Source organism: Kocuria sp. cx-455, assembly GCF_057707085.1.
Genome location: NZ_JBYIPM010000004.1, coordinates 99,382 through 118,936 on the forward strand (window position 1 = coordinate 99,382; position 19,555 = coordinate 118,936).

The 19,555-nt window shown below is 64.7% G+C and carries 18 protein-coding genes; 6 read left to right on the forward strand and 12 right to left on the reverse strand.

Going from position 1 to position 19,555, the window contains the following annotated elements; translation table 11 throughout:
- The first annotated feature begins 73 nt into the window (after positions 1-73).
- Both AC3ENJ_RS07465 and AC3ENJ_RS07470 read left to right on the forward strand, forming a co-directional pair.
- Positions 74-757 (forward strand): response regulator transcription factor, encoded by a 684-nt coding sequence (locus AC3ENJ_RS07465; RefSeq protein WP_431813582.1) that lies wholly within the window; start codon positions 74-76, stop codon positions 755-757.
- Positions 758-759: 2 nt separating this feature from the next.
- Positions 760-2,178, forward strand: coding sequence for a sensor histidine kinase (locus AC3ENJ_RS07470; protein WP_431813695.1), 1,419 nt, complete (start codon positions 760-762; stop codon positions 2,176-2,178).
- An 80-nt stretch (positions 2,179-2,258) separates the two neighbouring features.
- Here the strand turns inward: AC3ENJ_RS07470 and AC3ENJ_RS07475 are convergent, their stop codons facing one another.
- Complete coding sequence (locus AC3ENJ_RS07475) at positions 2,259-3,260, reverse strand: zinc-binding dehydrogenase (RefSeq protein WP_431813583.1); 1,002 nt, start codon at positions 3,258-3,260, stop codon at positions 2,259-2,261.
- Between the two features lie 121 nt (positions 3,261-3,381).
- Here AC3ENJ_RS07475 and AC3ENJ_RS07480 point away from each other — a divergent pair, with 121 nt between their 5' ends.
- Positions 3,382-4,647, forward strand: coding sequence for an MFS transporter (locus AC3ENJ_RS07480; protein WP_431813584.1), 1,266 nt, complete (start codon positions 3,382-3,384; stop codon positions 4,645-4,647).
- A 94-nt stretch (positions 4,648-4,741) separates the two neighbouring features.
- Here the strand turns inward: AC3ENJ_RS07480 and AC3ENJ_RS07485 are convergent, their stop codons facing one another.
- From AC3ENJ_RS07485 to AC3ENJ_RS07505, 5 genes are all read right to left on the reverse strand, one after another.
- Complete coding sequence (locus AC3ENJ_RS07485; RefSeq protein WP_431813585.1) at positions 4,742-6,406, reverse strand: thiamine pyrophosphate-dependent enzyme; 1,665 nt, start codon at positions 6,404-6,406, stop codon at positions 4,742-4,744.
- A gap of 248 nt (positions 6,407-6,654) precedes the next feature.
- Positions 6,655-8,085, reverse strand: coding sequence for a sugar porter family MFS transporter (locus tag AC3ENJ_RS07490; RefSeq protein WP_190781045.1), 1,431 nt, complete (start codon positions 8,083-8,085; stop codon positions 6,655-6,657).
- Between the two features lie 158 nt (positions 8,086-8,243).
- Positions 8,244-9,428, reverse strand: a complete 1,185-nt coding sequence (locus AC3ENJ_RS07495) for an ROK family transcriptional regulator (protein WP_431813586.1) — start codon at positions 9,426-9,428, stop codon at positions 8,244-8,246.
- A gap of 145 nt (positions 9,429-9,573) precedes the next feature.
- The gene (locus AC3ENJ_RS07500; protein WP_431813587.1) at positions 9,574-9,906 is read right to left on the reverse strand and encodes a carboxymuconolactone decarboxylase family protein; all 333 of its coding nucleotides are present in this window, start codon (positions 9,904-9,906) and stop codon (positions 9,574-9,576) included.
- 39 nt (positions 9,907-9,945) lie between these two features.
- Complete coding sequence (locus AC3ENJ_RS07505) at positions 9,946-10,266, reverse strand: glutaredoxin domain-containing protein (RefSeq protein ID WP_190806463.1); 321 nt, start codon at positions 10,264-10,266, stop codon at positions 9,946-9,948.
- 224 nt (positions 10,267-10,490) lie between these two features.
- On the opposite strand from AC3ENJ_RS07505, the gene AC3ENJ_RS07510 reads away from it, so the two are divergent.
- Complete coding sequence (locus AC3ENJ_RS07510) at positions 10,491-11,339, forward strand: phosphatase PAP2 family protein (RefSeq protein ID WP_431813588.1); 849 nt, start codon at positions 10,491-10,493, stop codon at positions 11,337-11,339.
- A 15-nt stretch (positions 11,340-11,354) separates the two neighbouring features.
- On the opposite strand, the gene AC3ENJ_RS07515 is transcribed toward AC3ENJ_RS07510, so the two are convergent.
- The 4 genes from AC3ENJ_RS07515 to AC3ENJ_RS07530 form a co-directional block, all read right to left on the reverse strand.
- On the reverse strand, positions 11,355-11,768 hold the full coding sequence (locus AC3ENJ_RS07515; protein ID WP_190781040.1) for a universal stress protein: 414 nt from the start codon (positions 11,766-11,768) through the stop codon (positions 11,355-11,357).
- A 34-nt stretch (positions 11,769-11,802) separates the two neighbouring features.
- Entirely contained in the window at positions 11,803-13,287 is a 1,485-nt protein-coding gene (locus AC3ENJ_RS07520) for an APC family permease (RefSeq protein WP_431813589.1), read from the reverse strand.
- A gap of 208 nt (positions 13,288-13,495) precedes the next feature.
- Positions 13,496-15,004: a peptide MFS transporter gene (locus AC3ENJ_RS07525; RefSeq protein ID WP_431813590.1), complete on the reverse strand. Its 1,509-nt coding sequence runs from the start codon at positions 15,002-15,004 to the stop codon at positions 13,496-13,498.
- A gap of 184 nt (positions 15,005-15,188) precedes the next feature.
- Entirely contained in the window at positions 15,189-16,019 is an 831-nt protein-coding gene (locus AC3ENJ_RS07530) for an aldo/keto reductase (RefSeq protein ID WP_431813591.1), read from the reverse strand.
- Between the two features lie 126 nt (positions 16,020-16,145).
- Between AC3ENJ_RS07530 and AC3ENJ_RS07535 the strand changes: the two genes are divergently transcribed.
- Positions 16,146-16,568, forward strand: a complete 423-nt coding sequence (locus AC3ENJ_RS07535) for a hypothetical protein (RefSeq protein ID WP_431813592.1) — start codon at positions 16,146-16,148, stop codon at positions 16,566-16,568.
- Between the two features lie 99 nt (positions 16,569-16,667).
- Here the strand turns inward: AC3ENJ_RS07535 and AC3ENJ_RS07540 are convergent, their stop codons facing one another.
- Entirely contained in the window at positions 16,668-17,360 is a 693-nt protein-coding gene (locus AC3ENJ_RS07540) for a hypothetical protein (RefSeq protein ID WP_431813593.1), read from the reverse strand.
- Positions 17,361-17,405: 45 nt separating this feature from the next.
- Here AC3ENJ_RS07540 and AC3ENJ_RS07545 point away from each other — a divergent pair, with 45 nt between their 5' ends.
- Positions 17,406-18,656 carry a CynX/NimT family MFS transporter gene (locus AC3ENJ_RS07545; protein WP_431813594.1) on the forward strand — a complete coding sequence of 417 codons (1,251 nt, stop codon included), beginning with the start codon at positions 17,406-17,408 and terminating at the stop codon, positions 18,654-18,656.
- 33 nt (positions 18,657-18,689) lie between these two features.
- Here the strand turns inward: AC3ENJ_RS07545 and AC3ENJ_RS07550 are convergent, their stop codons facing one another.
- Positions 18,690-19,547 carry a dioxygenase family protein gene (locus tag AC3ENJ_RS07550; protein WP_431813595.1) on the reverse strand — a complete coding sequence of 286 codons (858 nt, stop codon included), beginning with the start codon at positions 19,545-19,547 and terminating at the stop codon, positions 18,690-18,692.
- Between the last annotated feature and the right edge of the window lie 8 nt (positions 19,548-19,555).

Consider the following 19,555-nt stretch of genomic DNA (forward strand, 5'->3'; position numbering starts at 1 on the left):
GCTGTTTCGCGGCCGGGCTCTGCAATACCGTGGTGGCCAAGCGGCACGGACATGAACTGACGAAGGATTGAGCATGCGATTGTTGATCGTCGATGACGAAGTGGACCTCTCGGAGTCATTGCGCCGCGGACTCATCAATGAGGGGTTCGTGGTGGACGTGGCCAACGACGGCGTCACCGGCGGGTGGCTGGCCCATGAGAACCCGTATGACGTGATCGTGCTGGATCTCATGCTGCCCGGAAAGAACGGGTACACAATCCTCAAGGAAATCCGCGCCGCCAAGAACTGGACGCCCGTGCTCATGCTGACCGCCAAGGACGGCGAGTACGACGAGACCGACGCGTTCGACCTCGGTGCGGACGACTACCTGACCAAACCGTTCAGCTTCATGGTCCTGGTGGCCCGATTGCGAGCGCTCATGCGCCGCGGTGCCCCCGAACGACCGGTCAACATCACCGTGGGCAGCCTGGAACTGGACCCGTCCCGCCATAAGGTCACCCGGGGGGACACGGTGATCGAGCTGACGGCCAAGGAATACGTGATCCTGCAGTACCTCATGCAGAACGCGGACACGGTGGTGTCCAAACTGCAGATCATGGACAACGCGTGGGACGCCGCCTTCGAGGGTTCGGAGAACATCGTGGAGGTCTACGTGGGGTACCTGCGGAAGAAGATTGACGTTCCCTTCGGCCTCAACACCCTGCAGACCGTACGCGGCATGGGGTACCGGCTGGTAGCGGACACTCCCGCGCCGTGAGCATGCAGGGCGTTCGCAGACGCTGGGGGGTGCGGCGCAAAACCACGGCGGCCGCCGCCCTGCTCATGATCGTGGTGCTGGTGCTGTCCGGTGTGTTGCTGTTGGAAGTACTCAAACGCAACATCGTGTCCACCGCCCACGACCAAGCGGTGACGAGTCAGCAGCAAGTGCTCTCGCGGTTGGTGGATGAGCAGGGCCCCCCCGATGACCGTGTGATCTACGTGTGGTCCCGCGCGGATCCCGCCGATCTGCTCCGCGCGGTCGGCCAGCCCGGCGTGCTGGTTCAGCTCACCGATCAGGAGGGCTCGGTGGTGGCCTCTTCTCCCCCGATGGCCGGGGACATCGACTTGAACTCGCCCGTTCTCACCCCCGGAGACACGTTCGAATCACGCTCGGACAACAACTCGCTGCTGCGGATCCCGAATGACTTCGTCTACGTTTCCGAAGGCATCGTGGTCAACGGTGAACCACACACGCTGGTCGTTGCGGTTCCCGTGAACCTGCAGACCAGCTCCCTCACCGTGGTCGCCATCTTCGTGCTGGCCGTGGGTCCGCTTCTGGTGCTCCTGGGCGCGTTGACCATGTGGTGGCTTACCGGGCGTTCCCTGCGACCGGTGCGGCGCATCACTGATCAGGTGCGTACCATCGGCGGGGCCAACCTGGACGAGCGCGTGGACGTGCCGCCCACCCGGGACGAAATCGCTCAGCTGGCGTCGACCATGAACGCGATGCTCGACCGGCTCCAGGCCTCGGATCAGGCGCAGAGGCGCTTCGTGGCCGATGCCTCGCACGAGCTGCGCTCGCCGTTGGCCACGCTGTCCGCCACGTTGGATGTGGCCCGCAACGATCCCTCCGGGCAGACCTGGCAGGAACTGTCGCCGGTGCTCGTTTCCCAGTCACAGCGTATGGGCCAGCTGGTGCAGGACCTCCTGACGCTCGCGCGCGCCGACGACGCCGGTCTGGACATGCGCGTGGCCGACACCGACATGGACGAGGTGGTCTCCGAGGAGATCGCCCGCATCAAGCCGGCGCTCCGGCAGGAGCTGACGGTCTACATTGAACCGGTGCGGTTGCGTGCGGACGGGTCCAAACTGCAACAAGTGGTGCGGAATCTGCTGTCCAATGCGGGCCGCCACGCGGAGTCGCTGATCGAGGTTCGGCTCAGCACGGCGGCGAAGAGCGCGGTGCTGACCGTGATCAACGACGGGGACACCATTGCGTCCGAAGATCAGGAGAAGGTTTTCGAACGGTTCGTCCGGCTGGACGCCTCGCGCGCTCGTGACACCGGGGGCTCCGGGTTGGGTTTGGCGATCAGTCGCGAGATCGTACGCGCTCACGGCGGTTCCATAGCGGTTGACCAGGATTCACACGGGCGATGTCGCTTCACGGTGACCCTGCCCCTCCCGCGGGACGCTTCGTAGCGTCCACCGTGCGCGAAGGCCGCCGCTCGGTGCTGCGATCGAGTCTCCCGAGCGGCGTCGGCGGGATGAGCGGGGCGGGATTACGGGACGATTGTGAACTTGACCTGGCCGTCACCGGCGCGTTCGGCGATGCGGAGCACCTCGGCCACCTGGTCGAGGGTGTGGGTGGGGCCCAAACAGTAGTCGACCTCGACCTCACCGTCGTGGATGCGGCGCACCGCTTCATGGAAGGATTTCAGGCCGGGCTCGGACTGGGCCGCCACGGAACCCTGTAGGCGCACGCACTTGCGGAAGACCTCGAAGATCGGCACGAGGGTCGGTTCGAAGCTTTCGTACAGGCCGAACCAGCCCACAATGCCGCGGTGGGCCACGATGTCCACGGCCTGGGTGCGCAGCTCGTCCGAACCCACCGCCTCGATCACCAGATCCGCGCCGTTGTTGCCGGTGAGCTCCGAGACCACGGCGCCCAGGTCCTCGTCCGGAATCAGCACGGTGCGCGCACCCAGCGTGCGCGCGATCTCGAGACGGGCGGGCTGCTTGTCCGACACGATGATGCGCTCGAACCCGCGGCGCTTCGCATCCTGCAGGAAGAACAACCCCGCGGAACCGGCGCCCATGATCACGCACGTGCCGGCTGTGCGCGCCGGAACCTCGGTGGGCCAGTACAGGTCGAACGCGTAAATGCAGGTGCCCAGCTGCTGGGCCATCATGTAGCGGCGCATCTGCGTGAGATCGTTGCGGTCCAGATCCGAGGGCAGTGCGACCGCGTGGTCATCGTCGAGGAGCATGTACTCGGCGAAGGCCCCGCCGAACTCACCCGGGGGAACGCACAGCACCGTGGTGCCCTCGGGAAATTTCTCGGAGTTGGATTCCGCGACCACGCCCACACCCTCGTGGCCCGGGTAGCCCGCGCGCTCGGGGCCCATGGGGTGCAGCGTGCCGTGCAGGGCCGCGTGCAGATCCGATCCGCAGACCGACGCCGCTGTCATCCGCACCACGAACGTTCCCGGCTCGGTGGCCCGGGGCTTGGGCCATTCACGCACGGTGATCACGCCGGTTTCGGGTACGTGGGTTGCGCGCACGGGGAGCTCCTTTGCTGGGAGACTGAGAAGTTGATTGTGTCAACGGTACGTCACGGGCCGCCCCGGTCTCCGGCGTCGGCTCTGCTACCACGGGTCCGACGGGTACTTATAGGGTGAGCAAATGTCACTTCCCCGCGCGCTCAGACCCTTCGGCACGCCCGCCTACGCGGTGTTGGCATGTGCCATGTGCATGAGCGTGTTCGGATCCGGTCTCTGGGCGGTGGCACTGGTGGCCAAGGTCATGGCACTGGGCGGCTCGGCCGTGGACCTGTCCATGATCACCGCCGCGGGCGCCGTGGGAGCGGTCGCCTTCGTCCTGGTGGGCGGCGTGACCGCGGATCGCGTCCGGTTGAGTCTCATCCTGCGTTGCGTCGAGGCCGTCAACCTGGTCACCGCCGCCGTGATCGTGGGGCTGACCTGGACCGAGAACCTCGCCCTGTGGCACCTGGCCGTCGCCGGGTTCGTTTTCGCGGGGGCCCTGGGATTCTTCTATCCCGCCTACTCGGCCGCGTTGCCGCGGATTCTGCCCGCCGGCCAGTTGTTGGCCGCCAACGGTGTGGAGGGGACCGCCAGACCCCTGTTGCAGATCGCCGCCGGCCCCGCGGTGGGTGGTTTCCTGGCGGGCCTGGCCTTCCCCGCGCTGGCGGTGGTCGCGATTGCCGTGTGCCACGCGACGGCCTTCGCCTTGATGATGTTCCTGCGCATTCCCACGACGGGCCGGTTCGGGGAGGAGGAAGCGCAGGGTTCCACGGCGGCGCCGGCCACGTCGATCCTGCGGGATCTGGTGGACGGGTTCCTTTACTCGGTGCGCACTCCGTGGTTGTTGTGGACCCTGCTGTGGGCCATGACCGCGGTGTTCCTGTTCATCGGCCCGCTGGAAGTCCTGGTCCCGTTCCTGGTGGTGGATCGGCTGGGTGGCTCCGTGGCGAGCTACGGCGCAATGCTCGGCCTGTACGGGGTGTCCACGGCGCTGGGTTCACTGATCACGGCGTCCGTGCCCCTGCCACGTCATTACCTGACCACCATGATCTGGTTGTGGGGTTTCGGCACGCTGCCCTTCGGTCTGGTGGGTATGACCGATTCCTGGTGGGTGATGGCCATTGCCCTGTGCGTGTTCGGTGCCACCGGTGGTGCGGGGCAGGTCATCTGGGGCACGTTGCTGCAGCGCCGCGTGCCGGTGCACATGCTCGGCCGTATCTCGTCCCTGGACTTCTTCGTGTCCCTCTCACTCATGCCGGTGTCCATGGCGGTGGCGGGGCCGGTCTCGCAGATTCTGCCACCCGAGGCGATCTTCTGGGGCGTGGCCATCGCCACGCCCCTGCTCGGTGTGGTCGCGGTGGTCGCGGGTCGCATGTACAAGGACCAGGCCGAGCACCCGCTGCGGTAGTCCGTCGACCACACCACGACGACGCCGCCCCCGGTCTTTTGCGCGAACTGCCGGGGGCGGCGTCGTAACTAACTGACGTGGCTGTATGCCCGAATTAGTATGCCTTGTGGCGCTGTTCGACGATCAAGTGGATGAGCGCGAACGTACCCTCTTGGTCGATCGCCCGGTAAGCCTGCTCGAGCGCCCCGGGGATCTCCGATTCGCGCTGCACGCGCACGCCGAAACCACCGAACGAGGTGGCCATGCCCGCGAAGTCCGGGTTCTTCAACTGCGTACCGGATACGCGATCGGGGTATTGGCGTTCCTGGTGGGTGCGGATGGTGCCGTACTCCTGGTTGTCCATCACGATGACCAGCGGCGTGGCACCGTACTGCGCGGCGGTGGCCAGTTCTTGACCGTTCATGAGGAACTCGCCGTCGCCGGCAATTGAGATCACGCGACGGTTCGGGTAGTTCAAGGAGGCGGCCACGGCGGAGGGTACCGAGTACCCCATGGAACCGTTGCGCGCCGAGATCATGGACGCGTAGCCGTTGGTCGGGAAGTAGCGGTGCGCCCAGTTGGTGTGCTCGCCGGCGCCGAAGGTCACCATGGCGTCCTCGGGAAGGGTCGCCACCAGGTTGGCCATCATGGTGTCCATGGTGGCCGGGCCGTCGGCGGGGTGGGTGTCCTTGGGCTCGGCGAACTCGACCTGCTGCTGACGCATGCGCGCGCACCAGTCCTTCCACCCTTCCTTGGCCGGGAGGTCCATGCGCACCAGGTCGCGCACGAACACGTCCGGCTTGGCCACGATCTGATGCGAAACGGCACCGGAGCGCCCGCGCATGGACGGGTCCATGGTCACGATGAAGTTCTTCTTGGACCAGTCCTGACGCACCAGGAAGCCGTTGGTGATCACGTCACCGGGTACGGTCCCCACGAACACCAGAAGGTCGGTTTCCTCGAGCAGGTCGTAGGTGGGGCGCGGGCGGCCGTAGCCGATGGGGCCCACGTAGGACGGGGAGTTGAACGGCACGGTTCCCTCGGTGCGCCATTCCGCGGCGGCGGGGATGTGGTGGTCTTCGAGCCACTGGGTGAACTTCTCAGCACCCTCGTGGGTCCAGTCGTTACCGCCGGTCACGAACAGGGGCTTCTCGGATTCCTTGAGCGCGTTCTCCAGGGCCTTCCAGTCCGTCACCGTCATGCCGCCGCCGGCCACGGGGATCCGGGGGTGCAGGGTCGCATCGATTTCGCGGGTGATGACGTCCTCGGGCAGACCGACCACCACAGGACCCGGGCGGCCGGATGCCGCGGCGAACATGGCCTCGGCAACGTACTCCGAGGCTCGTTCGGCATGGTCCAGGACCATCACGCGCTTGGCGCCGGAACTGAACCACTGGTGCGGATCGAATTCCTGGAACGCTTCCTTCTCGCGATGCTCGAAGGGGATCAGGCCCACGAACAGCACCATGGGGGTGGAGTCCTGCCACGCGGTGTGCAGGCCCACGTGGGCGTTGGCGGCACCGGGTCCGCGCGTGACCATGGCCACGCCGGGAACGGGATTCAGTTTGCCGTCCGCGTCGGCCATGTAGGCAGCGCCGCCCTCGTGGCGGGTGATCACGGTGTTGATGGGGGACTTGTAGAGGCCGTCCAACACGTCCAGGTAGCTCTCGCCGGGTACCACGTAGGCGCGTTCCACGCCGTGGGCCACGAGTGAATCCACGATCACGTGGCCGGCCGATTTACGTCCTGCCGTGGCCTGTTCCGAAGAATTCTGGGTCACCGTTGGGGTCCTCATTTCGCCATTGAAAAATCGTGAAGAGTGTGGGCGATTCCACGGGGATCGTCCGCGAATACCTGATTCGAAACTACCCGAGAATGCGCGGGACGGGGGTAGCGAAGCTCCATATTGGTTAATCCGACAAACTATGACCCTCTCGTGCCCCCGCGCGAAAGGCTGCGGGAACGACGTCGCCCCGGTTCCGTACTTGCGTACGGAACCGGGGCGATCGTGGCCGGGTGGCGGAGGCGTCAGTCGTGCATGTCCTCGAGTTCCACACCCTTGGTCTCGGAGACCATTTTGATGGTGAAGATCAGCGAGACCACCGCGAAGAACGCGTAAATGCCGTAGGCCAGCCCCAGCGAGAAGTTGGACAGCGACGGGAAGGTGACGGTGACGGCCCAGTTGGCGATCCACTGCACGGCACCGGCCACAGCCAGCGCTGCGCCGCGAATGCGGTTGGGGAACATCTCGCCCAGCAGAACCCACATGAGCGGGCCCCACGAAACGCCGAAGAAGATCACGAACAGGTTGGCGGCGATCAGCGCGACCGGTCCGGCCACGGGGCCCAGCGCCGGGGTGAGCTGGCCGTCCACCATGACCTTACTGGCGGTTGCGAAGATCACGGCCAGGGTCGCGAGGGAGACGGCCATGCCGGTCGAACCCACGAGCAGCAGCGGCCGGCGACCCACCTTGTCCACCAGGAAGATCGCGACGATGGTCACCAGCACGTTGGTCACGGAGGTGGCCACGGAAATCACGAACGAATCGGATTCCGAGAAGCCCACCGACTCCCACAGCACGTTGGAGTAGTAGAAGATCACGTTGATGCCCACGAACTGCTGCAGGGCCGCCAGGCCGATACCGACCCACACGATGGGTTTGAGGCCACCCAGGGAACCGCGCAGATCGGCAAAGCGAGGGGTGTGTTCCTGGTTGATGGTTTCGCGAATGCGGGCCACCCGTTCTTCGGCCACCCGATCGCCGTGGATGCTGGTCAGCACGGAGCGGGCTTCGTTCTCGCGACCGCGGGAGACCAGGTAACGCGGGGATTCGGGAATGGTGAAAGCACCGATGCCGTACATGATCGCGGGGATCGCCATGACCAGGAACATCCAGCGCCATGCCTCAAGACCCAACCACAGCTCGTTCGCGGCACCGCCGGCCCAGTTGGCCAGCAGTGCGTCGATCAGCAGCGACAGGAAGATACCGAGCACAATGCCCATTTGCTGCAGAGAGCCCAGGCGACCGCGCAGGTGTGCGGGGGAGACCTCCGCGATGTAGGCGGGCGCGATCACGGAGGCAACGCCCACGCCCACGCCACCGATCACGCGGAAGATGACCAGGATGGTGATGTCATTGGCCAGGCCGCAGCCGATAGCGGAGGCCAGGAACAACAAGGCCGCGATCTTCATGATGAGGATCCGGCCGGTGCGGTCCGCGATGCGAGAGCCGAAGAAGGCGCCCACTGCTGCGCCCAACAGGGCGGCGGCCACCGCGAAGCCCAGGGGCCCGGGGCCCACATCGAAGTGGGATTGGATGGAGGACACCGCACCGTTGATCACGGCGGAGTCGTACCCGAAGAGCAGGCCACCGAAGGCCGCGACCGTGGTGATCCTGATGACCGCGCCGGTGTTCGCATCGTGGCGCTCCGACGGTACTGCTTGCGCTGCTTGGCTCATCGCGCAGCTCCCTTGCTGTAACGAAGTAAGAATGCGGGTCCCCAGGCGTAGGACACGGTGGGGACGGGGACCGGAAGTAGGCTTGCCGGTAGTGGATCAAGATTAGGACTCAGATCACTAAATGTCCATGTCTTGAATACAAAAATGTCAGCTGTGTCTCAAAGGGGCAGGGAAATATTTTCGAGCGCCATGATCAGGGCCCCGGTGAGGTGCGCCTCCGGGCCGAGTTCAGCGGCGCTGATGGTGAGCTCCCGGGTGCAGCCCTGCACTCCGTAGCGGGACACGATTTCCCGTAACGGCTCCAGCAACAGGTCGCCCGCGCGGGCCAATTCGCCGCCCACGATCACGAGCTCCGGATTGATGATGTTGCACAGGTTGGCCACGGTTGTACCCAGGGTGCGGCCGGTGTCCCCGATGACCCGCGCGCAACCGATGTCCCCGGCCAAGGCAGTGTCGACGAGATCGGACACCGTGAAATCGGGACCCCGGGTGGTTGCCATGAGGCCGAGGACGGCCTCGGAGGATATGAAGGTTTCCAGGCATCCGCGGTTGCCGCAGCGGCACACATCACCCTGTTCGTCCAGGGTCATGTGGCCGAGTTCCCCCGCGGAACCCGTGGCGCCGCGGAACAGTCGACCGTTGAGGATCAGGCCCGCACCCACACCGTGGGAGACCTTGATGTAGGCCATGTTCCGCGCTCCCCGACCCCTACCCTGGGCAAACTCTCCGACGGCCCCCGCGTTGGCATCATTTTCCACCGTGACGGGAAGTCCCAGTCGGGTCGAGGCGGCCGCGCGGACATCGGTGTCCGCCCAGGCCGGGAGGATGGCCCCCGCACTCACCACGCGTCCCTCGAGATCCACCGGGGCGGGCAGGGTCAGCCCGGCGGCCAGTAGTTTGGCTCGGGATAGCTTCAACTTTCGAACCATGGACGTCAACGTGGAATCGGCGGTGTCCAACACCTCGGCCATTGCATGGCCGTGCGGTAGGTCAAAGCGCTGACGTGCCCTGACGTTGTGGTTGAGATCGGCCACGGCCACGGTGAGGTGGCGGTGGCCCACATCGAGACCCACCACGAAGCCGACGTCGTCGCTGAACCGAACCAATTGTCCACGGCGCCCGCCGTGCGATGAATCCATGGCGAGCACCCCCGCGATCACCATTTCGTGGACGATGGAGGACACCGTGGACGGCGCCAGCGCGGTTTCGCGCGCAATGGTGGCCTGGGTGGTGGTGCCCAGCGTGCGCATGGCTTGGATTACCCGGCGCTGATTGGCCACGCGCAGTGACGTCTGTGAGCCCGGGGCCGCCTCGTTCCGAGCGGTCGTGGAGTGCAGGGACATCGTTGTCCTCAATTTCCTGTGAAGATTCTCTTGCCCCGGAGTGTAGCCTGCCTTCGGTTTTCGAAGACAAAGTCGCAGCTCATGAGGTGAAGCCGCGCTCACACGATACGTGCGGCGCGGCTTCACCCAGCTGGTGTGACCGTGCTCAGGCCTCGTCGAACAACCGCAAGGCCATGGCCGTGTGCGTCACGGCTGCGCCGGCGCGCAGACCCGCGGCCACCATCCCCGCCTCCACGATCTGCTCGCGGGTGGCACCGGCGGCCTTGGCCTTTTTGGTGTGCACCTCCAAGCAGTACGGGCACTGGGTGGTCAGCGCGACACCAATGGCAATGAACTCGCGGTTGAGGGGGTCGATGTGACCGCCGTCGCGGCCAATGGCTGCGTCGAAGGCCGCGAATTTGGTGAACTCCTCGGGCGCAAGTTTCTTCAGTTCGCCCAGAAGCTTGAGGTCTTCAGGAGAGTGGTAGTGGTCGGCCATGAGTCGTCCTGCTTTCTGTGATTACCGGTGCTGACTGTCTCAGTCTGCGGTCGCGGGGGTGGCATTGGCCAGCAGTTGGCGAACCTGGTCGGGGGCATCTGCCGCTGCGGCGATGAAATGGGTGTCCCTGGTGACCACGGTGGGAACCGTGGAGTTGCCGTCGTTCAGGGACGCCACGTACTCCTTGGCCGCGGAATCTTCCCAAATATTGGTCCACGTGGCCTTATGACCGTCGTCACCCAGCCCGTCTTCGAGGCGCTCGCAGAAGGGGCACCCTGGGCGCCAATAAATTGCGACGCCATTGTTGTCGATGTGCTTGAGTGCCTCGTCTTGTGAGACCTGCGGGTGCTGAGAGTTCATGGACGTGGTGCCTCCTCGAATCGGATTGGTTCGCAGTTATAACGACACAGTGGGACTATCGATTCCATCCCACGCCAGAGGCTAAACTTCTTGAATATGCTAGAAGTCTTATACAACCTCTAAAGGGTTATTATGGCGATTTGGTTTCACGTGAAACCTTCAGGCACGCAGTAGCCGACGCGCGATTTCAGCAATCATTCGGTGATGGGTGACACCATGGGTCCATGACCTATCCGGCGCAGAAAACTTCCCCCTCGCCGGGCGGGTCCCCGTGGCGCTTGCCGCAGTTGCAACATCGGGTGGCCGTACCTCTGGTCACGGTGCTGTTGGTTGCAACCGTCGGTCGATTGCTGGTGGTTTCACCGGGAATCACGCACGGGGAGACCGCGTTGCTCGAGGGGCTCGTCCACTACCGCAACGCAGCCTTTGATGCCATCGCCATGGTGATCCACGTTGTGTTCTCCAACGCGAGCATCGTGTTGATCATTGCCATGATCACCGGGTGGCTGGCGGTTTTCCGGCGGAGACCTCTGGATGCCACGGCGTTCCTCATGACCTCGCTCATGGGCTGGGCCGCCATCGGTCTGGTCAAGGTCGCGGCGGAGCGTCCCCGTCCGTCCCTGCCGACAGGCGAGCAGCTCCTCCATCTCGAAGGAGCCACCTCATTTCCCTCCGGACACACCGGCGGCGCGCTGGCCATCGTCTTGGCCCTGACACTGGTGAATTTCCGGTCGTCCAAACGCAACCGAATTCTATTGTTCGGGTTGGCAGCCGTGGCACTGGTCGGAGCAAGCCGAATATACGCTACGGCGCATTATCCCCTTGACGTGCTGGTTTCCATTCCAGTGGCCTGGGCGGGCGTGATGATCGGTTGTTCCCTGGCAAACTTGCTGGTGCCGGCGTTGGCGTACGGCTTCGGGTGGTCGCAGGCGGACCTCACGGTGACCGCTCCGGAAAGTACGCGAGTCACGACCGGCGCGACCGCAGCGTCGTCGTGGCGCGAACCCGCCCTGGCAGAAGGAAGCCGCCCGGCCGTCGACCTGGGCGAGTCGGAAGCGGACCGGGCGGCCTAAGGGCGGCTGAAGAACTCAGTCGTCCACGGTGTAACCCGCTTTAACGCACAGCACCGGGCATGAGGCCTCCAGCAGGATGCGCTGAGTGGTGGGCGCCATGATGAGCTTGCCCACCGGTGTGCGCTTGCGCGTGCCGATGACCAGCAACTCGGCGGTGACGCGTTCACATGCGTCCAGGATGGCGTCCGCGGGGTCGCTGTCCGGGTGAACGGACACCAACTCGTGCTCGATACCGCTCTCGGCCAGAAGTTCTTGGTCTTCCGCAGATGCGGCCGGTGAGGCCTGCTCTGCTGGGCGCCCGAAGCGTTGCTTGGGTGCGGGGGCCTGGACGATGACCAGCTTGCTGGAGCGCAGTTTCGCTTCGTCGATGCCTGCCCGCAGGGCGGCTCGTCCGGCGGGGGTGGGCAGGTAGCCGACAACAATGCTCATGGGTGTCTCCCTGGGGCGTGTGGAACGTATGCGGTTAGCGGTCGGTGTCTTCGAGGTGTGCGAGATCTTCGGGGTGCTGGAACCGTGTGCGGCGGCCCGTGAACAGGCGGTCGTACAGGAAGTTCAGCAGCCAGAGGGCCACACCCAGACCAATGAGGATCACGGCAATCTGGTACTCGATGGGGTCCTGCGCCCACGGGCCCAGCAGGTAGGCACAGGTGATGACGCCCAGGTAGGGCAGTACCTTGGGGGCGTGGAAATAAGCGTGGTTTTCCTGGGACTTGTCGCGGCGCAAGATAACGGCCGCGATATTGACCACGGTGAACACGGCCAACAACAGCAACGCGGTGGTCCCGCCCAGTGCGGAGGCGGTCGACTTACCCATGAAGTTGTTGACGATCAGGATCAGCAACATTCCCAACACCGTGGTGAAGATGATGGAGGTCCACGGCGTGCGGCGCCCCGGGAGCACCTTTCCGAGGATCCCGGGAATCACACCCTGGCGGGCCATGCCGTACAGCAAACGAGACGCCATGAGCATGTTGATCAACGCCGTGTTGGCCACCGCAATGATGGTCAGGAACGGGTAAATGGCGTCGATCGGGATACCGGGTGCGCCAATGCGGACCACGTCCAGCAGGGGGGTGGTGGATTCGCCGAGCTGACCGATGGGAACGATCGCCACGGTGAAGACCGAGACCAGAATGTAAACCACCAGGGTGATACTCAGGCCCAGCAGCATGACGCGGGGGAAGTTCTTGGTGGGGTCCTTGGTCTCCTCGACCATGTTGACCGAATCCTCGAACCCCACGAACGAGAAGAACGCCAGGGAGGTCACCGCGGTCAGGGCCATGAAAATGCCCTTGTCCTCGGAGGTTTCGAACACCACCGTTTGGCTGAAGTCCGCCTCGCCCTGGGATGCGGCCCAGAAGCCGACCAGGATCACGATCAGCAGGCCCGTGAGTTCAATGCAGGTGAGCACCACGTTGAGTTTCACGGACTCGGACACGCCACGCAGGTTGATGAGCGCCAGGATGCCCAGGAACACCATGGCCACCACGGTGATGCCGAATGGGCTCAAATCCAGGTGGAAGCCCTTGGCAAAGTTGGACGCCACCGCGGATGAGGCGGTAGCGGCCGATGTCAGGCCGGAGCACAACACCGCGAACGTCACCAGGAAGGTCATGAAGTGAATGCCGAAAGCCTTGTGCGTGTACAGCGCGGCGCCCGAGGCACCGGGGTACTTGGTCACCAGTTCGAGGTAGGAGAATGCTGTGATGGTGGCCACCACGAACGCGATCAGGATGGGTGCCCAGGCGGCACCGCCGATTTCGCCGGCAATGTTGCCGGTCAGTGCATAGACACCGGTGCCCAGGATGTCGCCCACAATGAACAACAGCAGTAGGCCGGGTCCCATGACCCGTTTCAGTTCGTGGGATTCGCCGGTCTTCGGATCGTTGCCTTTGACGTCCGCCGACGCCGCCGAGGCACCTTGGCCGGAGGATGTTTCGTTGCTCATGAGTACCTCTTGCTACATGTGGGCGTTGTCCATAACCGGCTGTGAGACCGAGGGTCGTGATGGGGTGCCGAACGTAATTGCTACGTGAGGTCAATGTAGGCGATTGCCGTCACACTTGCCTAGGGCAACACGGTGTACAGAGCGCCCCGTACCTCGCCGAGAGGTGCGGGGCGCTCGCAACGGCCGGAGCGGCGTCGGCGGCGGAAAATTACCGGACGCCGCGCATGAGGCGCGTGATGGGCTTGGCCAGCAGGAGCAGGACTATACCCAGGATCGCGGTGATGATGCCCAGCGTGCCGAAGTATGCGCCTTCGGTGTCGGAGGTGTAGTAGACCGCGAGCACACCGGAGAGCGTGGTACCGAGTGAGACCGCCAGGTTGTTCAGGGCCACCATCTGGGCCGGGTACTTGTTCGGAGCCAGCTTGGTGGTCAGGGACAGGCCCACGGGGGAGAGCATGAGCTCACCGAGCGTGGCGATCAGCAAGATCAAGGCGATCCACAACAACGGAACGGATACGCGGCCCACCATGGGCAGGAAGGTCAGGAACGCGGCGCCGATGAGCAGCAACGCCAGCCCGAACTTGACCGGGGCGGGGGGTTGGCGGCGGCCCAGCTTGGTCCATGCTGCGGCGAACACGGGTGCCAACAGGATGATGAACACGGGGTTGATCGACTGGACCCAGGACGGGGGCATTTCCCAACCGAAGAGGTTCAAGTTCAGGCGGGTGTCCGCGTAGATCGCGATCACCGTGAACTGCTGCTGGAACAACGCGAAGAATGCCGCGGTGGCAATGAACATGGGGATGAAGGACGTCACGCGGGAGTGCTCGTCCGAGCTGAGATCCTTGTCGCGCAGCAGCAGGGCAAAAATCGCGATGGCCGCGAGGATGACCACCACGGTGATGACGTTGGCGAGGTTTGCCGCGTTCAGGATGCCGAGCAGCGCGGCCACGATGATGATGGCAAGGGCGGCCAGCGCAATGGCGATCCACTTGCCGTACTCCGAGCGGGGCAGCGGGTTGGGCACGTGGTGCATCGACTGGGGGAGCTTGCGGCGAGCGCGCGTGTAAAGGATCAGACCAATGGCCATGCCGATCGCGGCCAGGCCGAAGCCGAAGTGGAAACCCCAGGCGTTCCAGGCGGCACCGGTCAGCAGAGGACCGGCCAGACCGCCGATGTTGACGCCCATGTAGTAGAGCGAGAAGCCGGCGTCACGGCGTGGGTCTTCGCGTTCGTAGAGGTGGCCGACCATGTCGACACACGTGGTTTTCAGGCCACCGGAGCCAATGGCAATGCAGATCAGGCCAATGGCCAGACCGACCACATTGGGGATCAGAGCCAGTGATATGTGACCCGCCATGATGAGCAGCGCGGAGTAGAACATGGTCCGTTCGGAACCGAGCAGCCGGTCGGCGACCCACGCGCCCAGGATCGAGCTGAGGTAGACGCTACCGCCGTACGCTCCCACGATGCCCACGGCCACGTTCTCGGGGATTCCGAGACCGCCGTCCGTGACGGCGTAGTACATGTAGTACAGGACCAGGCCCTGCATGCCGTAGAAGGAGAAACGCTCCCACATCTCCACGCTGAACAGGTGGGACAGCATGCGCGGCTGGCCGAAGAATGTTTTTCCGCTGGGATCCTGCGGAGCTATGTGCGAATTGGGGGTCACCGGCACGGTTGTGGCGCGCGGCTCTCCCGGGGTGTTGTGTGTCATAACGTCCAATTCTGCACCTGTTGGGGGAGCGAATGCGACACTTGCGGGCCTGGTCGGCGGTGCGCGGTCCGGTTTTCTGCCCGGCGGCTGGGCTTACGCGAAGGGCGGGTCGCAGCCTCAACAGTGGAAAAACAACCCCGGATCCATTGCTGGAACCGGGGCCGTTTCACTGCGGCACTAGTGATCAGTCGTTGAAGTCCTCCGGGGCGGAGCCGATGCGGCCGTCGTCACGGGTGAGGCCGTCGATCAGGGTGATCTCCTCGGAGCTGAGCGTGAGGTCCTGCGCGGCCCAGTTCTCCTCAATGCGCTCGGGAGTCACGGACTTGGGGAACAGCACGTTGCCGATGGCCAGGTGCCACGCAATGATGACCTGAGCCGGGGTGGCGTCGTGAGCCTTGGCGATCTGGGCGATGGTCTCGTCCTGCAGGTCGGCCTTGCCCTGACCCAGCGGGGACCAGGCCTCGGTCACGATGTCGTACTTCGCATCCAGATCGCGCATGGCCTGCTGGTTGAAGTAGGGGTGCAGCTCGATCTGGTGCGCGGCGGGAATGTCACCGGTGTCGATGATGTCCTGGAAGGCATCCTCACCGAAGTTCGAGATACCGATGGACCGGGCCTTGCCCGATTTCTTGATCTCCTGGAATGCCTTCCAGGTCTCCAGATATTTACCCTTCTTCGGCTGCGACCAGTGAATGAGGTACAGGTCCACGTAGTCCAGGCCCAGACGTTCCAGGGAACCATCGATGGCCTTCAGCGCGGAGTCGTAACCCTGGTCGTCGTTCCACAGCTTGGTGGTGATGAACAGGTCCTCGCGGGCAATGCCGCTCTTCGCGATGGCGCGGCCCACGCCTTCTTCGTTGCCGTAGATCTTGGCGGTGTCGATGTGGCGGTACCCAGTCTCGAGGGCCTTGGTCACCACTTTTTCGGCGACGTCCGGGTCGACCTGCCACACGCCGTAGCCGAACTGGGGAATGACGTTGCCGTCATTGAGGGTCAGAGTTGCATTGCGAGGCATGAAAATCCTTTCGTAGGGAAACTGGTTTCAGTGAACTCCCGTGCACGCGGCCCTGACAAGCAGTTAAGTTATGAGAGAAGTCATGGGCGTCAGGTGTATGTCAGCCAGTCATGATCAAATAGAGGTATGAAGTTCAACTTCCGCCGTGTCAAGACTCCCGCGTACATCACCTCCATCGCCCTGGTGGTGATCGGTCTGCTGTTCGCGCTCGGTTCCGTGCCCGTGGCGGCGTGGATTTTCGTGATTCTGGGTATCGTGCTCAACGTCATGGCCGTCTCGATCACTGAGGTCAACGACACTCCTCGCGCCCCCCGCGAATTCAAGCGCTCCTCGGTGGACAACGGCACCCGCGTGGTGATTGAACCTGACGTAGACACTGAGCAGCAGGAGACCGTGCCCGCCCCCTCCAAGGCGAAGTCTGCGGCTTCCATCAAGGACGAGAAGCCGTCCAAGCGCATGGGCTCCTCCCCGCTGCGCGCCAACCTGGCCGACAAGTCGGGTTCGCGCCCTGCCGCGCACGGCAATCAGGACCCGCATCAGGTCAAATAGCTCCTCCCCCGACGACGACGCCGCTGCGTCGTCGCGAAAACGGCCTCTCACCTTCCGGTAAGAGGCCGTTGGCATATCCACGATGTGCACGTGGGATGGCTAGTTCATCGCCGCACCCTGATAGATCTGGCGGATCCGCGTATCGTCCAGGCGGGTTTCGATGCTCACGGTGTTTCCGGGATCGGAGCGCAGGTAGCGCACCGGGCCGTGCGCTCCCACGGTGAGTTTCTCGGAGTCCGAGGTGTTGTACACGGCATCCACCGGCGCTTGGAACCCGGGGCCCTGCACCGGGTTCACGGACAGCACCAGGTGAGCGGTGACGGTGTCCGAGACGCCGTTCTCGTCGAAGGGTGATTCCACATCCACCTCGCGAATGATGCCCACGCCGTAGCCGATCACTCCCGGCAGGCGGGTGGCCAGGTGACCCTGCGCGCGGGCGAAGGCCTTCTTCACGCTGGAGATCCACGTGATCGCGGCCAGTACCAGGATCCCGGCAATCGCCCCCAACCACAGGCCGTTGTCGCTGTCCGCGTAACGCATCCAGCACAGCACGATGGCCAGCGCCGACACCAGCGGGATCACCAAGATCATGGAATTGGCGAGCTTCTCGCGGGTGCCCACCTTGGCTGGCGCGGCCGCCGCCGCGCTGGTACCGGACGCAGCGGCGTCGGAAGCGACGTCGGCGGGCGTCGCGGTCGCGGACGGACCGCGTCGTAGCTGCTGCATGGCTTTGAGGTCGAAATCCCGGTCATCAACGGTAACGGGGGTGGGCCAGGTGTCCATGGAATCCATGGTTCCCATTATGGTGGCATGACGTCCTAGAGAGGTGGTCCATCCATGCCCGAGCGTCCCGCTCAGCCCCCGGTCAACCGCGGCCACCGTGCCGGTTTGCTGCTGGTGGGGGTGTTGTTGCTGGGCGCGAACCTGCGCGCCGGCATTACCGCGGTGGGCCCCGTGCTCCCGGAGATCGAACAACAGGGTGGGTTGACCGGGTTCGAGGCGTCGCTGCTCGTGAGTCTGCCGCTCATTGCGTTCGCCGTGATCTCACCGTTCGCGCCGCGGCTTGCCGAGAGCCTCGGGTTGGAACGTGTCCTGGGTCTGGCGCTCGCCGTGCTGGCGCTGGGCGTTGTCATTCGCTCCACGTCCGGGCCCGGTTTCATCTGGATCGGCACCGTGCTGCTGGGGGCCGCCATTGCGGTGATGAACGTGCTGATCCCCTCGCTGATCAAACGCGATTGGCCGCACAAGATCGGCCCCATGACCGGCGTGTACCAGTCGGTCACCGCGCTCACGGCGGCGCTTGCTTCCGGCGTGGTGGTCCCCATTGCGCAGATGGCCCCGTCCGGCTGGCGCTTCGCGCTGGGGATCTGGGCGGGTACGGCGATCATCGGTCTGGCCGTGTTCCTGCCGTGGATCCTGGGTCGCCGCAAACCCACCACGGACCTGCCCGGCCGCCCCGACCTGCGCGACGAACACGGCGCTTTGCGGACGACGCCGCCCGCTCGCCGCCACGCCAAACTCCCCTTGGGTTCGGCGCTGGCCTGGCAGGTCACCGCGTACATGGGGCTGCAGTCGACCGTGTACTACACAATGGTCACGTGGCTTCCGGCGGTGCAGGTGTTCAACGGTACGAGCGCGGTTGCGGCAGGGTGGTACCACTTCGCGTTCCAGGCGTGCGGGCTGGTGGGCACCCTCTTCGCGGCGGCCATGATCCCCAGGACCCGCAGTCAGTCCGGGCTGGGCATCCTGTTCACCAGTTCGGCCGTGATCGGTGTGATCGGGCTGCTGACCATGCCCGGGCTGTCACTGGTATGGGCGCTGTTCATCGGCTTCTGCACCGGCGGGGCCATCGTCCTGGCCATGGCGCTGTTCGGGCTGCGGACCGTGGATTACCACCAGGCGGCCGGACTGTCCTCCATGGCGCAGAGCATCGGCTACCTGCTGGCCGCACTGGGTCCGGTCATGATCGGCGTGCTGCGTGATTCCACGGGAACCTGGACCATTCCGCTGCTCACGATTCTCGGAGTGATCATCCTCCAGGGTGTGTTCGTGGCGCTCGCCGGACGCAACCGCACGCTGCCCGCGTAGGGCGGGCGAGCGGCGTCGCCGATCGTCGACGAGCTACGCGAGCTGGAACGAGCGCTTGGACAGACCGATTTTGTAGCCCTCGACCGTGGTCTTGACTGGGCCCTCGGGATCATCGGCGGCGCCCAGTGTGATGAACAACGGCGTGAAGTGCTCCACGGTGGGGTGGGCGTGCGGCATGCCCGGGGCGTCGGTGCGGAAGCGGGACAGGCCGGCCACATCGCCGTCGGCGAGTAACTGGGCGGCCCACGAATCGAAGTCCACGGACCAGGACTCGGGCTGGGCCGTGGTCCCCAACAGCAGCTGACGCGATGGCATACCGTGCGTCATGAAACCGGAACCGATCACCAGGTAACCCTCCTGACGCAACTGGCGCAAGTGACGGCCCAGGTCCATGAGGCGCTCGGGGGAGTGCGTGGGCATCGAGACCTGCAGCGCGGGGACGTCTGCCAGCGGGTACATCGCGCGCAGCGGCACCCATGCGCCGTGGTCCAAGCCGCGGTTGTGGTCGACGTGCAGGGACTCGCTGTCCGGCATCATCGCAGCGATGCGCGCACCCAGGGTTGAGGCGTCCGGGGTGGGGTAGATGAGTTCGTAGAAGCGCTGCTCGAACCCACCGAAGTCGTAGACCAACGGGGTGTTGGCGGTGGGCGAGGTGATGGAGGTGGGAGCGTTCTCCCAGTGAGCGGATACCACCACCACGCCGCGCGGCTTGGGCATGGTCATGGCCCACTCGAAGAGTTCCGAGAGCCAGAGCGCGTCATCGAGCAGGCCCGGGTAGCCGTGGCTCAGGTAAATGGAAGGCAACGGCGCGTCACCGTCTTGCCAGCGCGGTTGCGCGGCCGAGCGGGGGACCGAGGATATCTCATGACGGTCGAGAACGGTCATGCTCATGGTAGTTA